Source organism: Streptomyces sp. NPDC059142 (assembly GCF_042755665.1).
GTDB lineage: Bacteria > Actinomycetota > Actinomycetes > Streptomycetales > Streptomycetaceae > Streptomyces.
Genome location: NZ_JBHZDA010000047.1, coordinates 19,279 through 38,414 on the forward strand (window position 1 = coordinate 19,279; position 19,136 = coordinate 38,414).

19 protein-coding genes and 1 pseudogene are annotated in these 19,136 nt (G+C 71.2%); 7 read left to right on the forward strand and 13 right to left on the reverse strand.

All coding sequences use genetic code 11. The annotated features are described in order from the left end of the window. Positions 1-176 precede the first annotated feature (176 nt). The 6 genes and pseudogenes from ACFXPK_RS18530 to ACFXPK_RS18555 form a co-directional block, all read left to right on the forward strand. Positions 177-560, forward strand: a pseudogene (locus tag ACFXPK_RS18530) (hypothetical protein); the annotation flags it as partial. Positions 561-931: 371 nt separating this feature from the next. Continuing rightward, positions 932-1,870: an AAA family ATPase gene (locus ACFXPK_RS18535; RefSeq protein ID WP_385076636.1), complete on the forward strand. Its 939-nt coding sequence runs from the start codon at positions 932-934 to the stop codon at positions 1,868-1,870. Between the two features lie 23 nt (positions 1,871-1,893). Further along, on the forward strand, positions 1,894-2,505 hold the full coding sequence (locus ACFXPK_RS18540; RefSeq protein ID WP_385076639.1) for a DUF4326 domain-containing protein: 612 nt from the start codon (positions 1,894-1,896) through the stop codon (positions 2,503-2,505). Between the two features lie 253 nt (positions 2,506-2,758). Beyond that, a complete protein-coding gene (locus tag ACFXPK_RS18545; protein ID WP_385076642.1) occupies positions 2,759-3,247 on the forward strand; it encodes a hypothetical protein in 489 nt (162 codons plus the stop codon). Beyond that, complete coding sequence (locus ACFXPK_RS18550; protein WP_385076645.1) at positions 3,241-3,693, forward strand: protein kilB; 453 nt, start codon at positions 3,241-3,243, stop codon at positions 3,691-3,693. The genes ACFXPK_RS18545 and ACFXPK_RS18550 overlap by 7 nt, the downstream gene beginning before the upstream one ends. A gap of 21 nt (positions 3,694-3,714) precedes the next feature. Beyond that, the gene (locus tag ACFXPK_RS18555; protein ID WP_385076647.1) at positions 3,715-3,870 is read left to right on the forward strand and encodes a hypothetical protein; all 156 of its coding nucleotides are present in this window, start codon (positions 3,715-3,717) and stop codon (positions 3,868-3,870) included. A 137-nt stretch (positions 3,871-4,007) separates the two neighbouring features. On the opposite strand, the gene ACFXPK_RS18560 is transcribed toward ACFXPK_RS18555, so the two are convergent. From ACFXPK_RS18560 to ACFXPK_RS18600, 9 genes are all read right to left on the reverse strand, one after another. Further along, positions 4,008-4,844 carry a hypothetical protein gene (locus ACFXPK_RS18560; RefSeq protein WP_385076650.1) on the reverse strand — a complete coding sequence of 279 codons (837 nt, stop codon included), beginning with the start codon at positions 4,842-4,844 and terminating at the stop codon, positions 4,008-4,010. Between the two features lie 173 nt (positions 4,845-5,017). Next, positions 5,018-5,614: a DUF4913 domain-containing protein gene (locus ACFXPK_RS18565; RefSeq protein ID WP_385076653.1), complete on the reverse strand. Its 597-nt coding sequence runs from the start codon at positions 5,612-5,614 to the stop codon at positions 5,018-5,020. After that, positions 5,604-7,349 (reverse strand): type IV secretory system conjugative DNA transfer family protein, encoded by a 1,746-nt coding sequence (locus ACFXPK_RS18570; RefSeq protein ID WP_385076656.1) that lies wholly within the window; start codon positions 7,347-7,349, stop codon positions 5,604-5,606. Before ACFXPK_RS18570 ends, ACFXPK_RS18565 begins: the two co-directional genes overlap by 11 nt. Then, on the reverse strand, positions 7,349-8,938 hold the full coding sequence (locus ACFXPK_RS18575; RefSeq protein ID WP_385076659.1) for an ATP-binding protein: 1,590 nt from the start codon (positions 8,936-8,938) through the stop codon (positions 7,349-7,351). Before ACFXPK_RS18575 ends, ACFXPK_RS18570 begins: the two co-directional genes overlap by 1 nt. 6 nt (positions 8,939-8,944) lie before the next feature. Beyond that, positions 8,945-10,393 carry an SCO6880 family protein gene (locus ACFXPK_RS18580; RefSeq protein WP_385076662.1) on the reverse strand — a complete coding sequence of 483 codons (1,449 nt, stop codon included), beginning with the start codon at positions 10,391-10,393 and terminating at the stop codon, positions 8,945-8,947. After that, on the reverse strand, positions 10,390-11,910 hold the full coding sequence (locus ACFXPK_RS18585; RefSeq protein WP_385076664.1) for a hypothetical protein: 1,521 nt from the start codon (positions 11,908-11,910) through the stop codon (positions 10,390-10,392). Before ACFXPK_RS18585 ends, ACFXPK_RS18580 begins: the two co-directional genes overlap by 4 nt. Further along, positions 11,907-12,707: a hypothetical protein gene (locus ACFXPK_RS18590; protein WP_385076667.1), complete on the reverse strand. Its 801-nt coding sequence runs from the start codon at positions 12,705-12,707 to the stop codon at positions 11,907-11,909. Before ACFXPK_RS18590 ends, ACFXPK_RS18585 begins: the two co-directional genes overlap by 4 nt. Positions 12,708-12,714: 7 nt before the next feature. Further along, a complete protein-coding gene (locus ACFXPK_RS18595) occupies positions 12,715-12,996 on the reverse strand; it encodes a hypothetical protein (protein ID WP_385076670.1) in 282 nt (93 codons plus the stop codon). A gap of 2 nt (positions 12,997-12,998) precedes the next feature. After that, positions 12,999-13,403, reverse strand: coding sequence for a hypothetical protein (locus tag ACFXPK_RS18600; protein WP_385076672.1), 405 nt, complete (start codon positions 13,401-13,403; stop codon positions 12,999-13,001). A gap of 573 nt (positions 13,404-13,976) precedes the next feature. Here ACFXPK_RS18600 and ACFXPK_RS18605 point away from each other — a divergent pair. Next, the gene (locus tag ACFXPK_RS18605; protein ID WP_385076675.1) at positions 13,977-15,038 is read left to right on the forward strand and encodes an NlpC/P60 family protein; all 1,062 of its coding nucleotides are present in this window, start codon (positions 13,977-13,979) and stop codon (positions 15,036-15,038) included. Here ACFXPK_RS18605 and ACFXPK_RS18610 read toward each other — a convergent pair. From ACFXPK_RS18610 to ACFXPK_RS18625, 4 genes are all read right to left on the reverse strand, one after another. Beyond that, a complete protein-coding gene (locus ACFXPK_RS18610; protein ID WP_385076677.1) occupies positions 15,014-15,418 on the reverse strand; it encodes a DUF6233 domain-containing protein in 405 nt (134 codons plus the stop codon). The genes ACFXPK_RS18605 and ACFXPK_RS18610 overlap by 25 nt on opposite strands. A gap of 155 nt (positions 15,419-15,573) precedes the next feature. Continuing rightward, positions 15,574-16,086 carry a hypothetical protein gene (locus ACFXPK_RS18615; protein WP_385076680.1) on the reverse strand — a complete coding sequence of 171 codons (513 nt, stop codon included), beginning with the start codon at positions 16,084-16,086 and terminating at the stop codon, positions 15,574-15,576. A 232-nt stretch (positions 16,087-16,318) separates the two neighbouring features. Next, positions 16,319-18,208 (reverse strand): type I-E CRISPR-associated protein Cse1/CasA, encoded by a 1,890-nt coding sequence (gene casA, locus ACFXPK_RS18620; protein WP_385076683.1) that lies wholly within the window; start codon positions 18,206-18,208, stop codon positions 16,319-16,321. 84 nt (positions 18,209-18,292) lie between these two features. Further along, complete coding sequence (locus ACFXPK_RS18625) at positions 18,293-18,973, reverse strand: hypothetical protein (protein WP_385076686.1); 681 nt, start codon at positions 18,971-18,973, stop codon at positions 18,293-18,295. Positions 18,974-19,136 lie beyond the last annotated feature (163 nt).

The window sequence follows — 19,136 nt, forward strand, 5'->3', positions numbered from 1 at the left end:
AGCCCACGTGCACACGCTGCGGGGCGACGGACCACAACGTCGTCTGCGCGGCCGCCGGCCGGGTGGCGCCTCGTGCCGGGAGGTCTCGCCTGTGCGTCCTGCGCGGCCCGCTTCCCCGCCTGGATGTGCCGCCAGTTCTGACCTCCGCCTTCAACTGCATCAGTAAGGAGAAACCCATGGCTCACCCGCAGTTACTCAGCCCCGAGCAACGCCTCGTCTCCGCGAAGAGGGACCTTGGCCTGCCGGTCATCGTCGTGATCTGCGGCTCCATCCGCTTCATGGAGCAGATGACGGAGGCCGACCGGCAGGAGACCGCCGCGAAGCGGATCGTCGTCAAGCCCGGATGCGACCTCAAGGAGCCCCACCCCCTGTGGGCGGACCCCGACCGGGCCGAACGACTCAAGTACGAGCTGAACGACCTGCACCGCGCGAAGATTCGTCTCGCCGATGAGATCCTGGTCGTCGGCGACTACATCGGGGAGTCCACCCTCTCCGAGATCCGCTACGCCCGGGCCCTGGGCAAGCCGGTCCGATTCACCCATCCCTCGGTGGATCCCGACCCCGAGCCCTCACTGCCCGTCGCGCCGTACGCGATCCGGTTCAGCAACTCCGAGTCCACGGTCACCGTGCCGGCTGTGGAGCCCGTGCCCGGCCTGCGCATCTACGAGCTGCCGGTGGAACTGCGCGAGCAGGGCGACGGTGTCGCCAACCCGTGGCGGCTCGGCCACCACTCCGGCGGCGCGCTTGCCGCCTTTCCGGCCCAGGACGACGCTTTCCGCGGTGCCCGCGAGGTGGCCGATCTGACCGACTGGACCCGTTCCGCCGAGGAGATCCGCACCGACGCGAGTTTCGACTTGGAGGAGTACGTGGACCGCATGCAGGAGCGTACGAACGGCCTGCTCGTCACCGCGGCTTCGATGGCGGTGGCACTGTGACGCCGCTGGACCTGGTGCCCGGAACGTTGCTGGTCGCGGTCGGTCCCGGGGCCTCGGGGAAGTCGACGTACGCTGCCACCGCGGCGGTCGACGTGGTGCTCTGTCTCGACTCCCTGAGGCGCGAGATCGGTGGGGACGCGGGCGACCAGTCGGTGACCCCGGCCGCCGTGGAGCGGCAGAACGCCCTCCTGGAACGGCATCTGAGCGTCGGGGCGACGGTTTTCCTCGACAGCACGAATGTGGAATTCCACGTGCGGGCGCAGCTCGTGGACCGGGCCCGCCGGCACGGCCGCCCCGTCGCCGCCCTGCGCTTCCTGCCCGACCTCGACACCTGCCTGACCCGCAACGCGCTGCGGCCGGCCAACCGGCGCGTGCCCGACGACACGCTGCGCTGGCAGCACGACCTCACCCGAGAGGCCACCACGGACGCCCTGCTCCGCGAGGGCTTCACCACCGTGCACGACATCGTCCCCACCCCGACAGGAGCCACCATGCGCGACGACACCCTTTCCCCCGAGCGGATCGCCGATGCCGTCGCCGTACTGCGGAAAGCGCAGGAGGGCGACGAGACGGCACGCGAAGGCCTCGCCGAGTTCTTCCCGGAGTACGAAGGGCTGGTCATGCAGACCGATCACGCCCGCTACCTCGAACTCGCCGCCAAAGCCGGGCTGGTGGCCACCCACCTCCTGCTCCTCCAGAGCGGCGGGGAGTGGCTGGCCTCAGTGGAGACCTTCACCTCGGACCTCGCCCTGCCGCTCGCGTCCGTGAACCTCGGGGACTACACCAGCAGGACCGAGGCCGTCCGGGAGACGGTGCGCGCTGCAACGGACAACGGATGGACGCTCGCCCCCGAACACGAGTGGGCCGACTTCGACTGCGGCGGCGGGGAGATTCACATCCCGATCAACGCGCGGCCGACGGCCCCCACCCTCTAACCAGCAGGAAAGGACCGCATCCGATGCGTACCTGCGCCCGTATCCAGCGCCGCCGAGACCGTGGCTGGCGCAAGCCCGAGCGGTGCATGATCGTGGACCGGACGAGCCACTTCGGCAACCCGTTCACCGTCGCGCAGCTCGTGGACATCGGCTACAAGGAGCCGGAGGCCCGGGAGAGCACCGTCGCGGAGTTCCACCCCTGGCTGCGCGGAAGCCGCGCCAACTGGACCTCCGACGAGGGCGACCAGCGTCGGGAGATGATCCTCGCCCGGCTTCCGGAGCTGGTCGGTATGGACCTGGCCTGCCCGTGCCCGCCCGGCGAGTCGTGCCACGCCGACGTGCTGCTGGAGTGGGCCGCGCTCCGCCCGCTCGCCCTGGAGGTGCGCACCGCCTCGGCGCGCGCTCGGGTCGACCGGCAGCGCGTCTTCCAGGGCCTGGAGCCGATGTATGACGCGGACGAACTGGCCGCCGTCCTCACCCAGGACGTGTACCTCGACTTCGGCGGGACGGTCGACTTCGACCCGGGCGACGGCATCCCCCAGCGCTGCGACACCCGTACCTGGAACTACTACCTGAAGAAGCAGCGGCTGCACGAGGACGCGGTGACGATCCGGCTCGTGGAGGTCTTCGGATGAGCCCGGCGGACGCCGACGCCCCGGCCATCTGGGAGCCGCCGCCGTACGGCCTGTCGGCCCCGAGCAGCCCGGCAACCCGCGCCTCTCCTTGCAGTAGGCGCCACTGAACCGGCTGCACCACTGCGGTGCAGCCGCGCAACAACCCGGGCCCCAGCGCCCTTCGCGAAGCGGATCGCGCTCGGGCCCGAGTTATCTGGCCAGAAATGCCATACAGAGCCGGGAATCTCCCGGCCCGTACGAGAAGGAGACCCTGTTGGGCGCATACGAGAGGGACGTCGTCATCGCGCTGCGCGAGCGGCGCGCGTCCACCTGCACCTGCGGCGCGAGCAACCCGCCGCACTACGACGCCTGCCACGAGTGCCAGCAGCCGCTGGTGACGTGCGCGACGTGCGGGACCGTCAGCCCGCAGCGGATCGGCCGCTGCACCGAGTGCGGCTGCACTACCCGCGCCGAGGCGCTGGGTGCCCGCGAGGAGGGGTACGAACTGACCCACGAGGAGTTCGTGAACCTCCAGGTCGGCCCGCGCCGGGTCGGCGGCCGTTACCGCGGCGGGTCGAACGGTCCTGCGTACGAGGTCCTCGACATCAAGCGCGACCACCCGTTCGGCCCTCGGTCGTCGTGGCAGATCACGGTCCGGTGGCTGGCCGACGGCCGGACCGCCTCGCACTGCACGGCCTGGGACGACCGGCGCGACTCCGTGATCGAGCAGCCGTCCGCCACCGCAGGGGAGGACTCGTGCTGAGCACCGTGATCGCGGTCGTCGGCACCCTGCTCGGTGCGGTCGTCGCCGGGCTCATCCAGCACCGCACCGCCCGGACCACGCGCAGTGAGGCCCGGGACGACCACCGCCGCGACCGGGAGCTGGAGGCCGTCACCGCCTTCGCCTCCGCCGTCGCCGGCCACCGCCGGACCATGGCCGTACGGGAAGGCCTGCGGCTGTCCGGAGCCGACCCGGAGGTCATCTCCGCGGCCCGTGCCGGGTCGCACGCCACCCGGTCCGCCATCGAGGCGCCGAAGGTGCAGGTGGCGATCCTGATTCCGTCGCTCGCCACGGCCGCCGAGGAAGCGACCCGCGCGACGCTCGCCCTGCGCGGCGCCCCCGACCAGCAGACGCTCGACACGCTTCGCGAGAACGCCCTCACGGCCACGAACCGGTTCGTCGCGGCCGCCGCCCGGCACTTCGCCTGACCCTCACCGAAAGGACATCGCATGTCGTTCGCCCTTGACCTCCTGTACGTCCTCATCTGCCTCGGCGCCACCGCCGGTGGAGTCGCCCTCCTCGCCCACCTGCGCGGCACTCACGCCCACGCGCCCGACTGCCGCCCCTGCCGCACCATCAACCGCGTGTTCCGCATCGCCAAGTAGCACCCGAAAAGCTCGCTGTAAGCGCCCGTTCCCGGTGCGCCACGGCGGGACAGCCGCACAACGGCGCGGGCCCCGGCTCCCCCTCTGCGAGGAGACCGCCGGGGCCCGCGCGGGTTATCTGGCCAGAAAGACCACCATCACTCGGCGGACTCCCCCACTGTGAAGTCCTCCCTGCACTCGCCGCACATGATGCTGCGTCGCTCCAAGGTCTTCGGGGAGACCCGGATGACCGCGGCCGGGGTGCACCCGCACGTGGCCTTGACGTAGTTGCGGTCCTCCTTCTCCTTCTTCCCGGAAGGCGCCTCGCCGTCCTCGCCGGCGCCGGTGTCGCCCTCCGCGCCGTCGGTCGTTCCCCCCTTGCTGCCGCCCCCGCGGGTGCGGGTGGCGAAGAAGTCGGGCGTGCGAGTGGCGTGGATCGCCGCGTCCAGGGCGGCGATCTGGTCGGCGTACGACTTCGCGGCCTCCTCGCCCAACTCCGTACCGGCGAATCCGTACTTCTTCTTCCACTTGTCGTCCACGTTGGGCCGCTGGACAAGCCCCAGCTCCTCGGCCTTCTTGCGGAAGTGCTTGTTGTGGTACTGGCTGGCGGAGCAGTCATGGACGCCGCTGTGCTCGTTGGCCGCGTGGGTGGCCTCGTGCAGGAGGTACCCGAATACCTTCGGTGCGCCGTCGGCGAGCGACTCGGCGGTGACGAACACCTCGTGGTGTACGGCGTCGCCTTCACGCAGGCGCCACCGTTGGGGCGCGAAGTGGGCCCGCCTCACGGCGCCCACGCGGCCGCCGGTGGCCATGCTGATGACAGCCTCGGGCACGTCGGAGTGGTTGGCGCGGATCGTGTTCCAGGCCCCCACCAGAGCGGCGGTGACTCCGGCGGCGATCTCGGCGACGGTCACCTCGGCGGGCGGGTCGGGGACGGCCCCCAGCAACGGGGCGGGGGCGGGCTCGGGGATGAGGGCGACGGCTTCGGTGGTCATGGCTCCACTCTAGCCAGAAACTCACCTCTTAAGAGGTGAGTTTCTGAGGTGAGTTGACTGCATGTCGCCTCAACACTGACCCGGTCACGGATGTTGACCAGCTCGGCGAGCAGTAGAGAGCGGGAGGCCGCCGGGGCGCGTCCCTGCGGCCTCCCGCTGTACGGCGGGGTTGGTCAGTTGGTGCCGGAGTTCCACGCGCTCGGCACCACGCTGGGCAGGCGGTGCGAGATCTGGTACTCACCCTTGGTGCAGCCCGAGAACGGGCCGGAGGAACTCCGCAGCTCGCGCAGGGCGGGGTCCAGGTGGTCGCGGTGCCAGACCGACGGACCGGTGTATCCGCAGGATGCCGGGTCGGTCAGTTCCTGCCAGGCCAGCCACACCGCGTGCAGGCGGGCGATGGCCACGCTGTGCTCAAACCACAGATGGCACCAGCGGGCATCGGCCGACGCTTCCGCGAGGTAGCCGGGCACGAGTACGCCCTCGACCCACTCGATCAGGGCCCTCAGCTCGTCGTCATACTCCGGCGGGTCGAGCAGCAGAATGAACGGCGGGTACTGCCACTCGTCCTCTTCTGCCGCTGCCTCCTCGGCCTCCCCGCCGGCCGCCGCCTCGTCGTCGGCGGAGGCCTCGCCCGGCTCGGCGTCGTCGCCACCGGCGACCTCCTTGACCAGGGTCGTCAGCTGCGCAAGCTGGGCCTTGAGGTCCTCGATGTCCTCGAACATGCCCATCGGCACGTTCAACTCCGGGACCTCGTCCGGCTCATCGCTCACTGCGCGCCGCCTTCCGCTCCTCGTACGCGGCAACGGCGCGCTTGGTGATGGCGTGCTCCTCTGCCTTCATCTGCGGGCCGATGTGCGCCATCAGCTTCTCCGCGTACCAGGGGCGCAGACCGATTTGAGCAACGGGCATGCCGGTGGCCATCAGTAGCGCCGTGCCCTTCTTCATGGCGCGGATCTCCGCGGGGTCGAGCACCTGCTCCCGCTGCTCGGACCAGCTCCGGCTGCCGCCGTCCTTCGACTTGGAGTACGAACCGCGCTCCACGAAGTGCGCGCCGGTCAGGCTGCTGATGTCACCGGCGAACTTGGCGTCGTCGATGCCGACGCCGATGACCTTCTTCGTGGCCGCCGACCACATCGAGTCCATACCGACCTCACCCCACGCCCGTACGCCCTGGCGGTAGCTCTGGAGGATCACGAACGGCGTGATCCCCCGCGAGCCGAGGTGTGAGTACAAGTCGGGTAGGTCGCCGATCTTGCAGATGTTGGCGGCCTCGTCCAGGACGGCGCGCATCGGCTCGGGCAGACGGCCGCCCGCCCGCTCCCCCGCCTCGGTGCCGGCGGTGAAGACCGCGTCGGCGACCGCCGCGACCAGGGCGCTCGACGGTCCGCCCTTCTTGCTCAACAGGTACAGCGTGTCCTTGCTCGTCGCGAAGGCCTCGGGGTCGAAACGGGCCCGGTACTTGTCCGGGGTGACCCACGCGAGCACCTTCTCGTCGCGCAGCGCGCTCATCGCCGTACGGGCGTTCTGGTAGATGCCCGATTGCGTCTCCTCGGCGATGTTGATCGAGGAATCGACCTGTTCGGCGAGCACGGGCTCGTGCTCGTAGAGCACGCGCAGCGGCGCCTTCTCCTTCGGATCGGCCAGCCACTTCATCACCTCGCGGATGGTGGCGCCCTCCCACCACGCGGCCCGGTAGAGGCCGGTGAGGAGGTCTCCGGCGGCCTGACTCCAGAAGGGGTCGGCCTGCTCGCTCGTGATCTGGTTGACGAAATGGGAGGCGAGGCGTTCGGCGCCCTCCAGCGTCTCGGCCTGTGCGACCAGGTCGATCCACACGTCCCGCTCGGCCTGGGCCACGCCCTGGGTGTCGAACAGGAAGGTCGCCCCGATCTGCGCGCGGGAGCCGCGCGTCGCGGCGTAGACGTCGGCCTTGTTGCTGGTCATCAGCAGGGCTCCCGGCGCCTCTTCGGCGACCGGGATCGCCAGGGCCGTGGACTTACCGGCACGTGGCGCCATGATGGCGACGTAGGTGTCCTCGTCCGAGCCGCGCAGCTCGACGCCGGACGGCATGTGGTCGCCGAGGAGCACGCCCCGGTCGCGGGCCGGGACGTCCTTCGGCTTGGTCTCCCTCAACGAGGCGCGCAACCGGGTCGCGGTACGGGCTGCGTGGCGCGGCGTCAGCTCCCTCATCTGGTGCAGCGTCGCGAGGCTGGAGGGATTGCGGTACCAGCGGAACGACACCCGCAGCCCCCACACCACGAGAACGACGACGAACACGTCCAGCAGTGCGGCACCGATGGTGGACGCGGTCTGGGAGTGCGGCCACACCGTCGACCACTCGGTGGCCATCTGGAAGGCGTCCACCAGGGACAGGGGGAAGTCGGCGACGTCGTCGCCGGTCACCAGCGCACCGGCCGCCGCTCCGGCCCATGTCGAGACCGCCAGCGCCACGGCACCGCCGAGGACGATTCCCCCGGCCGCCCACGCGCGGTCGTTCTCCGTCATCATCAGCTACCACCTCCCGTGGTGATCCGGCGCCGGTTGGTGTCCGTCCGGTACAGCCGCAGCTCGGTTCCGGTCAGCTCCAGCGACGCCGCGATCCCCGGCCTCGTTCCGATCTTGATCAGGTACTTGCCGCGGCCCGGGTGCCGGGTGCCCTCGTCCTCCACGGCCGCGTTGCGCCCGCCGGCGTCGTCGTACGTCGGGTCGATGTCCAGCCCGGTCGATGTCGCCGAGGACCACGAGCCGATCATCATGCGCTCCTGCTCGGTGAGGGAGCGCTTGCCGGTGACCCGCCTCAGCTCCTCCTCGGAGGACGCGCCGATCACCCACGTGTCGCACCGGTCCATCAGGCCCCTGGCCTTGGCCCGGTCCTGCTCGGTCGGCAGCGCCTCGACGTCCAGCAGCGAGTGGGTGACGTAGATCGTCACGTCGTTGGTGGTGCGGTTCAGTCGGCTGATGGCGTCCATCGCGTCCACCAGGCCGGGGCCGGACCGAAGCGCGCGCCACATCTCGTCCATCGGCAGCACGAGGGAGCGGTCCATCAGCCCGATGCTGCGGGCGGAGTCGATCGCGGAGTAGGTGTACGCCCACGTCGCGATCATCCCGGCGGAGACGACATCGTTGCCGCGGGCCCGCAGGGCGGAGATGTCCACGGACACGGCGGGCGCCGAGATGTCCAGGGGGGTCGTCGTCGGCCCGTCGAAGAGCCCTTTCAGAGGCCCCCCGATGAGATTGTCGAGCCCGGCAATCACGCTGCGGGTCAGGTCCTGGTACCGCTCGCCCTCGGCGGCGAGCTTGGTCCGCAGCTCCTCGGGGGCCATCCGCAGTGCCCGGACGACGTCGGCGACCACGGGGTCGCTGCCGGACTCCTGGGCAGCCGAAGCGACCTGCACGGCCGTGTCGAGCGCGCTGCGTTCGACCTCGTCCGGGGCCCGGCCGAGTCCGTGCTTCGTGGACAGCAGGGCGACCAGGGTCTCCAGCCTCCTGCCGTTGAGAACGTCCAGCAGGGACTCGCGCCGGTCAGCGGGCAGCGTGTCCACGCGTCCCTTCAGCGGGCCGGAGTCGAGCGGGTTCAGGCGGCCGATGCCGTCGCCGATCCGTACGACGGATCCGCCCAGCTCGCGGATCAGTTCGGTGTACTCGCCCTTGACGTCACCGGGGACACAGACCATGTGCCCGTACGCCGAGTAGACCAGGCACACGCGCTTGACCAGCGCGGACTTGCCCGCGCCGGGCTGACTCATGACCCAGACACCGGGGTTGGTCGTCAACTTGCCGGTCCATCCGCTGGGGTCCACACACACCAGCTCTCCGGTGAGCACGTCCCGTCCTACCGGCACGCCGCGCGGCGGCAGGCCCGACCCCAAGAGGAAGGGATACATCCCGGCCGCCTGGCCGGTGGGGCCCGTGTACACGGTCCCGGAGTCCTCAACTGGCGCGCGGCCGCCGAACCGGCCGCCCCATCCGAGCCGCGGAGCGAACCGGCCCTTCAGCTTCCTCTCGGACCGCCGCTCCTCGCGGGTCAGAGCCTGCTCGGTCACGGTGATCACACGCTTGGGCGTGGTCACCGGCACCGCCTTGTGTTTGCGCGCCATCTCTCCTCAGTCCTTCACCAGCGGGGAGTAGCCGATCGGCAGCCCGGCCGCGAACACGGCGGCCTGGGCGCCGAAGGCGCTGCGCATACGGATGCCTCGGGTGGCCTTGACCGCGCGGGCCAGCTCCTGGCGCGCGGCGGGCAGGTCGGCGGCGCTGCGGGCCGTGGCGGTGACCATGAGGGTCCAGTCGACGACCTGTGCGCCGCCGGCCACCTGCGCGGCCGCCTTCTCCGCGCGCTGCGCGTCGGCCCGCTGGCTGTACTTCGCGCGCCCCTTGACCTCGGCGGTCGCCTGCGCCCGCTGGTAGGCGTGACTGATCTCCCGCTCCAGCACCGCCTCGCCCTCGTACGGATCCAGGACCCTGTAGCTGAGTGTGATGCGGCGCTGGTAGCGGCCGGGGGCCAGCAGGGGCAGCAGCACGGAGTAGGGGATGGGGCGGCGCGGCATCTCGCGCAGCACCCAGTTGATGGACACCCCGCCATCGTGCGCGTACTCCTCCCAGCCGTCGTCGGCGGCCTGCGGCCCGCACTCCGCCCAGGACAGTTCCTCGAACTCCGCGTCGCGCGCGTTGAAGACACCCGGGTCGTACGCGGACCTGACGATCCGTCGCAGATCGATGTCGGTCGCCCGGCGCTCGATGTCCGTACCCGTACCGGAGAGGTCCAGGCCGTCGACCACCCGCAGCGCCTCGGCGACCTCCTCGGCGAGATCCGCCGGCGCGGTCACGGTCGCGTGCGGGTCCACGGTGACGCTCATCCACGGAGCGACGCTCGCGGTGGCGTGCGGGGTCGTACGGACCAACTCGTCAATGATCCGTTTGGCGAGCTGCGGCGCTCCGGGGTCCTTGCGGGCCGCCACGTCGTCGCCGAGGGCTTCCCCGGCGCCCGGGGTGATCTGGATGGTGACGCTGGCGCCCTTGACCTGCTCGTCCGTGCTCATCGCGTCCAGCACGGAGCCCCAGGTCCGCAGACTGCTCTGCACGGCCCCGGTGGGCGCCATGAGGCTGCCGCCCGGGGCGAGCAGAGTGGTCAGGGTCATGTAGCCGGTCGCCCGGTCGTGCACGACGCCAACCGGCCGACCGCTGGTCGGGTCGTGAGCTTTGATCAGGGTGGAGCTGGCACCGACGCCGGGCAGGTCCAGGGCGTACGGGTGCGGCAGGAGCAACCGCCGGTAGGAGGTGGCGTCGTACTTCGCTGCCCGCGTCCAGGCGACCTTGGCCCAGTAGTAGGACAGCGCGGACATGCCGTGACGCTTCGCGGCGGCCAGCCCGAACGCGACCGCCGTCACCGGCAGGCTGACCAGCAGGGACAGCGGCGCCTGCGTGGCGATCAGGCCGTCCGCCACCAGTACGACCGCCGCGAAGATCGTCGCGGTCCGCGACAGTCCGCCGAACCCGAAGGACTGGCGGGCTCTGAAGCCGTCGACCATCAAGGTCTGCGGCACTTCATGACTCACTGCTGGTTCCCTCCGCCTACGGCTCCGCTCGCACCCTGGATCGCGTCGTTGACGCCGTCCAGGACCTGAATACCGGCGGCGACCGGCCCGAGCGCGGCACCCGCGCCCGCCCCGGCCGCCCCGGCCGCCCCGGTGCCGGTGGCACCCGACGCGCCGGCCAGCCCCTCACCGGCGGAGGCCGCGTCAGCCCCCGCGGCGCCTTCGGGACCGCCTTGGCCGGGCACACGGGCGGCCTCGTTCCGGGCGGCCTGTGCCTGGGCGTCGCCGCCCTGGCCGCCGTCCTCGCCGGAACCGCCGCTGCCGCCCTGGCTGCCCATGGTCTGCGCGACCATCTTGGCGTGGTCGACCGGACTTGTCGGGCTGTCGCCACCGCCACCGCCGCCGTCTCCGCCGCCCTCGCCTCCGGCCTTCCCGGCGAAGTAGCCCGCGGCCGCCGACAGCGCACCGCTGGCCCCGCCCGCGCTCATCCCCCCGCCGGCCGCCGCCCCGAACGGCGCGAAGACCTTCGTGAGCGGGCCGGGGGCGAGGACCGCGAGGACCAGCGTGGCGCACCCGCGCAGCCATTCGGCGAGGGTCGCCGCGTGACCGAACTCCGCGAAGCCGACGCAGATGATGATGGCGACCGTGGGCTTGTACGCGACGATGACCAGTCCGGTGGTGATCAGGGTCGGTGCCCACTTGCGGGTGACCTCACCGCCGGTCCGGCCGCCGCCGGCCACGGGCAGCAGCAGACAGATGATGGGGATGGCGCTCTGCCGCAGAAAGATCATGACGAGCTGGATGAACCCGATCAGCAGCAGCACGCCGACGATGCACAGCAGTGTGATCGGGTTCGCCACGGCAACGGGCAGCAGCACCTTGATGATCCGCTCGTAGGCCTGCCCGTCGTCGCTGAAGGTCGCGTTGACCAGCCCGGCGCTCAGTGCGTCCCCGAGCACCAGCATGAAAGCGAACAGACTCACGCCGATGGTGGACAGGATCAGATTCTCGACCCACCCCCGCATCGCCGTCCCCGCGTGCTGGATCTTGCCCGTCACGGCCATCTTGCCGAGCTGCCACATGATCCCGGCCACGGCGATCACCAGCCCGAGCCAGGTGAGCATGCCCGCCAAGGTCGCCTTGCCCGTCCACAGGCCCGTGCCCTTCAAGTCCACGGACGGACCGAGCAAAGCGAAGGTCAGCACCTTCTTGATGACCCACTTCGTGACGTCCTCGGCAGACTTGATGATGTCGCCGAGCGCCGAATCCCAGACGTTCTTCCAGGCCTCCTTGACGGCCTTCTCGCCCGCAGCGCCGACCGCGTCGCACATGTCCGATCCGGTCAGACCGCCGATGCCCTTCAGCTTGCCGCCGGTGTGCAGGATCGTCCCGAGCACCGGGCCGGTACCGACCCGGCATACCGCCTCGATCGAACCGCCGATGATCCCGTCGGCCTGCGCGGGCTGCGGCGCGGACACGACGGACACACCGAGCAGCGCGACCAGGGCGAGCAGGATCGCGGCGATCCGGCGCCTCACGACGCCTCCCTTATGGCCGTCCATCCTGAGGCGTTGAACTCCGGGTCGCCCGGGGCCACGATCTGCGGCTGGGCCTGGCCCTGGACGTCCTGCTGCGCACGGGCGGTCGCGTCCCCGGTCAGCTTCCAGTCCCCGTCCTCCCACTGCGCGCCGGCCAGAGTCCGCGTGTAGGAGCCGGACTCCTTCGCCATCTCCCCGTTCTTCTGGACCACCCTGGCCAGGAGCCACGCGCTGACCTCGGTGCCGGAGGTCTTGATGATCTTGTAGCCCACCACGGTGCTGCGGAGGTACGCGCCTGCGGGCAGCGGCTGCCCGGCGCCCACGCCCATCTCCTTGGCCAGCGCCTTGTCGCTCTGGATGGCATTCAGCTCGATCTGTTCGGCGTTGGTCGCGGACTGGTCGGCCGAGCCGATGTACGAGCGGTAGATGCGCAGCTGTTCGTCCACGTTGGACTTCTCGGCGTCGATGGCGGTCGTGTTGGCCGCGAGCATCATCGCCACCGCGCCCTCGGCCGACTCCGGGAAGCCGACCTGGCTGCCGTGGCCGTCGGTGCGCATCCCCCGCGGAAGCGCCGCCCACCGCTCCGGCTCCGTCCAGTCCTCCGGCGGCGCGTACGTCGCCGACGGGCCGGGCGGCGCGGACACGGACGCGCTCGCCCCGCCCTTGCCCGCCGGGGCGCCCCCGCCGTCGTCGCCACCGCTGAGCGCCACGTACCCGGTCAGGGCCAGCACGGCCGCGAGCGCGCCGCCCGCGACCCAGGTGCCCTTGGTGTTCCACGTCCCCCTGGAGCGTCCCATGCCCGCCTCAGCCCGCAATCCCGTTGAGGATGGCGATCAGGGAACTGGACAACAGGATCGCCGCCAGCCCCCCACCCATCCACTTGAACGGCTCGCTGCCGCCGCCGTTGCGCGACTTGTCCGAGACGGCGAGCTTGTAGACGCCGTACGCCACACCGCCCACTCCCGCCAGGACCAGCAGCCACAGGCCGTAGCCGAAGATCTGGCTCACGGGGCCGTCCATCCCCGGGATCTTCGTCGGCTTGGCCCCCGGGATGAGGCCCGCCAGGTAGAGCCGTTCCACGGCCATGATCATTTCCCTTCGATCGTGCGCCGCAGCTTCTCGGCTGCGGACCGGACGTTCTTGTACTCCAGGGCCTCGTCAGGTCCCTTAACGGCGCGCAGGACCGGCAGGTACGGCACTCTCGCCACCCCGGCCAGCCGCCCCTCCAGAGCGCGGACCAGGAAGCGGGCGTCCTGCACCGGACGGGCCGGGGCCTCGGCCACCCACACCAGCCAGGGCCTCGGCAACGGGCCCCAGCGCAGCAGCGTTTCCTCCAGCCGCCTCGCGCCGTACAGCGTCGTGTCGGCCACGAGCACCGGGACCACTCCGTACGGGAGGTACTCCCCGGGCACCAGAAGCCGGGCCCGGGCTCCTCCGGATTCGTCGTCGAGCATCGCGGCGACGGTCGCCACTGCAATGTCGATCCCGCTCACGGACATCAGCGCGTACCGGAGAGCAACCGGAACGCCTGCGCCCGGTTTTGATGCCATCGATTGGGTGGTCATGCCGCAACTCCCCCCTGCATGCCTTCGTTTAGGCCACAATATTGGGTTCTCGGGATCATGAGGTTAGCGTGAACCTCTGACAAACCCGGGTGAGGTTTTCGCAGTAGCCGGAGGTCAGGTCACAGGTGGTGTTCCACAACAATGCGCGGTTGCGGCGGCTTTGCCCGCAAAGCACGGGCTTTTCTGGACAGCGATCCGATCGGGAGAGGCGGCCCCCGTCGCGGTCACCGCGTCAACTCCCCTATTCACCGGCCACACCACCGGGGCACCAAGAGCCCCCGCCCGGACGTGTTCATTTCGCCCTGCGCAATGGGGTGCGATATTCCGCCCAGCGAACTCACCCGGGCAAGAGACCGGCCTGACCCTATGTGAGCCACAGCCCCACTCGCGGCCGCGTCCCACCCAAATGGGGCACGCACATCAAGCATCTCGTGATCTAGTACGGCAGGAAGTCGCACAACCGGCACGACAGGCAAAGGGAAAAGCACGGGGGGATAGCACGTGAAGGTGCTCATTGGCGCTGCCGGCGCGGTGATAGGCCTCATCGTCCTGGCAGTCCTCGTGACGGTCGGGGTGATTGCCGACGACGACGCCTTCGCCACCGAGGCGTCCGACGGCGGGGGTGGGCTGCAAGGCGTTCCGGCCGAGTTCCGGGAGTGGATCCTCAAGGCCGACTCGGCCTGCAAGGAGCCTGCTATGGCCCCGGCCCTGCTGGCCGCCCAGCTCTACCAGGAGAGCAAGTTCAAGACCAGCCCCGAGGAGGCCACCAGCGCCGCCGGCGCTCAGGGCCCTGCCCAGTTCCTGCCGTCCACATTCGCGACATGGGGACGCGACGACGACGGCAACGGCCGGGTGAGCCTGTGGGACATCGGCGACGCCGTCATGGCGCAGGGCCGCATGATGTGCTCCCTGCTCAAGCAGGCGAAGACCTCCGGGTACCCCGGTGACGTACGCGCCCTCGCGCTGGCTGGCTACAACGCCGGATGGGGCCGCGTCGAGCAGTTCCGCGGGGTGCCCCCGAGATCATTCGCTGGCGGCGAGACCTACAACTACGTACAGGTCATCCTCTCCACCATGACGCGCTTCCAGGGCCCCGGCCTCCTCCAGGTCTCCGGCTCCGGCGCGGGCGCAGACGCCCTTCGCAAGGCGGCCACCCGCATGGGCACCCCGTACTCCTGGGGAGGCGGCACTCCTGCGGGCCCCTCGACCGGATTCTGCGACGGCACGAACGGCTACCTGGGCGGGAAGTGCTCCGCATCCTCCACCGTCGGCTTCGACTGCTCCAGCCTCGTCCAGTACGCGTACTGGCCCAAGACCAAACTGCCCCGCACGGCCGCCGCACAGTACGGAGCCACGTCCGACCGGCCCGTCTCCCGGGACAGTCTCAAGCCGGGCGACCTGCTGTTCTGGTCCCACGGCAGCACCGCCTCCATCTACCACATCGCCATCTACGCGGGCAGTGGAAACGTCCTGCACGCACCACGCACAGGCCGTGTGGTGGAGCTGGCACCCCTGACCTCTGCGATGCCGGAGACGGACTACGTCGGCGCCACCCGCCCCTGACCCGGCGCTCGGCCCGCCGGACGGCAGGCGTCGCAAGCCGTGGCCCAACCCTCCCGAATAAAGGCGCGGGCCTGTTCGGGCGATGCCGGGGTGAGTCGGCCCCGGGCGGCCCAGCAGTCCTCGCCGGTGTGGAGCAGGAGGGCCCGGTGGTCGGGCCGGTCGTGCCGCAGAGCCTCCAGGACCTGCCGGTGGGCCCGTTCGGTGGGGACGCGCTGGTAGTCCTCGCCCGCGACGGGCGTGACCGCTTCGGCCGGTACCGCGACGCAGACCCGGTAGAGCCATCGGCCGTCCGTCTGCTGCTGGCGGGCGTGGAGGCGGCCCTCGACGCGGCGCCCGCCGGGCAGGGTCACCTCCACGAGCGGACCCACCTCATCGTTCATGCGTTCGAATATACTCCGCCGCCGGTTCCACGGCCTCCGGTGGCGGGGCGATTGCGGAGCTGCTGCTGCTCCTGGCCCCGGCCGGGGGCGGGACCTGGCCCCGGCCGGGGGCGGGACCTGGCCCCGGCCGGGGGCGCCTGCGTCGTCGCGGCAGGTCAGGGGGTCCTCTTGATGCGCAGCGTCGCCGGTTCCATGGCGCGGAGATCGTCGATCACGGTCGCGTGGGGGCCGTCGGTGATGCAGGACAGGCCCTTGGCTTCGAGGGAGGTCAGCAGGAACCCGAGGGCGTTGTGCTCGGCGGTGTAGTGCGGGTCGGGATGGCGCGGCCCCTCGTCGGGCTCGTCCTGGTACCCGTAGGCGTCGGGCTCCCGCTCGTACTCCTCGGGGTAGTCCGCGTCGAAGTGCAGCGTGACCGTCCCGTCCGGCGCCGGGGTGAGGCGTACGGAGTAGTGGTCGTTCCGGGTGATGCCGGAGTCGTCGACCGCGTCCTGGGCGATCGTGAGCACGTCCTGTGCGCCGAGGTGCTGCACGACCAGGCGGCGGCTCAGCGCGGGGGCGGCGGCGCGTACGAGGGTCTCCCGTGCGTCGGAGGGTCCGGCCGCCGCGTCGGCGGCCGTGATCGCGTCCAGCAGCTCGGACCTCAGGGTCGCGAGCGCGGTCTTGACCATCCGAGGTCAGGTCAGGGCAAGGGGGCTCCGGGTAACCGTGGGTCACCGGACTTCCTGGCCTGCGGCGGGCCGGATGCACGGTGCCCTGGCCCGCCGGCGGACGTGCGTGATGCCCGGCCGTGTCGGGACGGCCGGGCATCGCGGGGTCGCGCGGACGGCGGCGCCTACGGTGTGTGGACCTTGTGCGGGGCGGTGATCGCCCGGACGTCGACGGCCGTGATAGCTGGTCCGGCTAGGGCCGCAGGGTGCGCGCGGTCACCGCGTCCTCCACGCTCATGCCCGCCCTGAGGCGCCTGCGGAGGGTCTGGGCGCTCACCCCGCATTCGGGGTGGGCGGCCAGCTCGGTGACGGTGTACTGCTGGCCGCGCCATTCGTACCGGGTCGCGGGGCGCCCGCTGTTCTTCTCGGCCTTCTGTGCCCCTGTGCCGGGGGTGGCGGGGGCCGGGCCGCGCTGGGCGGCGGTCGTCATGGCCTCCTCCACGCTCACGCCTCTCTTGACGCGTGAGTGGAGCGTCGCGTAGCTGACCGTGCACTCGGGCAGCTCGGAGAGCGCTTTGAGGGTGTACTGCTGGCCGCGCCATTCGTATCGGGTCGCGGGGCGCCCGCCGGCCTTCCCGGCCTTCTGCGTCGGCTCCGCGTCCCTGGGCATCCGGGCCAGGGAGTCGTAGGCGGCCTGGACCTGCGTCTGCCGCTTCATCGGCATCGGCAGCCGGGCGATCAGCTCGGCCGCGGCATCCTTCACCGCGCGGCCCCACAGGGATCGCGCGGCGTCCGGATCAGTGGCGTCGAGCCGTACCGCCTGCTCCCACTCCCGCCCGCTGCTGAGTTCGGTGAACAGCAGGCGGGGCCGGTAGCGGTCGGCGGTGTGCTCGACGACCTCACGCACGGCCTGAAACAGGTCGGACTTCTTGGCCTCGGCGTAGCGGGCGCGCCGGGCCTGGCCCTGGCGGGTGGGCGGGTCGGCCAGGGTGGCGCCGGTGCCCAGCAGCACGGTGATGAGCGGGTCGTCGCTGATGGTGGCCCGGTGCTCGTTCGCGTGGATGATCTGGCCGGTCGTCACGCGCAGGGGGTAGTCGGGGGGGATGGCGCCGCGCTCGGCGGCGGCGATCGCGTGGTCGATGACGGCGCTGCGGCCCTGGTTCCCGGGATCCAGTGCCCGGGCGGCCTGCCAGGGCACCGGCCACCCCTCCGCGGTGATCTCCATCGGGTAGGGGTTGCCCTTCTTCGTCGTGCGCCACAGTGACATCGGGTCGAGCGGCTCGGCCGCCGCGAGCCCGCCGTCGAGCCGGTCCCCGTCGTGGACGGCGAGCAGATCGACCCGTCCGTCGGCATCGGCGTGGAGCCGGATCCGGCGGGAGGGCCAGGTGAGCCGGTCCAGACGGCCCCGTGCGGCTCGGGTGCGCATCGCGGTGGGCGGATCGGAACGCTCCCAGACCGGCGCGTCGCCGACGGCCCGGGGCTGCGGGGGCAGCGCGAGCAGCAGATCGTCCTTCAGGGTCGCGCCGCTCAGGTGCAGGTGGGTGATACCGGCGACCGCCCCGACCTGGGACCCGTAGATCTTGCTCTTCTTCGCGGCGGGATCGCCCGGGGCGGCGCCCTTGATGCCGGCCACGTCGTACGCCAGCAGCCACAGCAGCCGTACGGCCGCCTCACCCGGCTCCCACGCCCGATACCCCTCCGTATCGGCCGCGCGCAGCTCGCTGCTGAACCACTTGCCGGCGCCCCCGCCCAGCGCCGACGGGTCCAGCACGCGCGCGTCGCGGTTCCACGCGGTCAGCGCCCCGCACTGGAACGCCGGGCGCTGCGGGTCGAGGAGGTCCAGGCGGTGGGCCCAGGTCTTGGTGTAGGCGGTGATCCGGTCGGCGGGCAGGGCCTCGGCCCGCCAGGCGGCATCCCACTCGGCGGTGGTCGCGGGCCCGCACGCCGCGTCGAGCACGGCGGCCAGCAGACGCAGGACGGGGATGTCGGAGGTGTGCCCGGCGGCGAGCCGCAGACGGTGCGCGCGGGTGAGCGCCTCGGTGATGCCGACCGCGCGGTGCGACGCGTCGGCGCTGAGGTCGAGGTCCAGGACAGGGATCCACGGTGACGTGGTCAGGGGGTAGGTGGGGTGCTGCTCGGTCATCGGTACTCCGGAGACGAGGAGGCGGGACGGGACGCGGGGCGGCGGCCCGGCCCCCGTGTGCGGGGACGCGGGCCGCCTGGCCGGTCAGTCCGTGCTCGGCACGAAGAGCATGCTCACCGCGGCGCGCCGGGCAGCCTGCGCCCGGTGGGCCAGGTAGTCGAGCATCATGCGGTCCCCCTCGTCCAGGTGCTGCGAGGTGAACCGGACGGGGGTGTCGGAGAGGGACAACTCTTCGAGCACCGCGTCGCGAGTCAGCAGGACGGTCCCCGACGGGACCTGGGCGGCCGGGCCGTACGCGATCCGGACCTCGTCACCCTCGCGCTCCACGTACAGCACCGGGTCCTGCGAGGGCTGGTCGAGCAGCGTCTCGACGTCGCCCATGTCCACGCCGGGCAGCTCCGGCAGCGGGCCCGGAACCCCCTCCACGTCGGTGGCGCTGAACCGCTCCTGGACACCCTCGTGGTCTTCCCGCAGCCTGTCCGCGACATCGCGGACCATCTCCTCGTAGCGGGCGTCCGCCTCCGCGAGGGAGTCGTACTCCTCCAGCTCCCGCGACGCGCCGTCCTCGTAGTCCACCGCCCACCTCGGCTCCTCGGTCCCCGGGGCCGCGTAGGCGTAGAGACGGATCGTCAGAGCGGTCTCCCCCAGCCTGCCGTGCTGGGTCGTCTCGCGCAGCCGCCCGCTCGACCTGAGGAGCGCTTCGACCCGCTCCGCGTACTCCTCGCTGACGTCGCTGCCCTCGTTGGTGGAGATGACGTTGATCATGTGATGCTCCCAGGTGGAGGCCCGCCCTGGCCGGCGGGGCTTCGGGGGGCGGGGGGGGGGCCCCCCCCCCCCCCCAAAAACCCCAAAAAAAAAAAAACCAACAACCCGTTGTGGTATTTTTTGTGGGGTATAAAAAAAAAACACCCCACCCGAAAATATAACA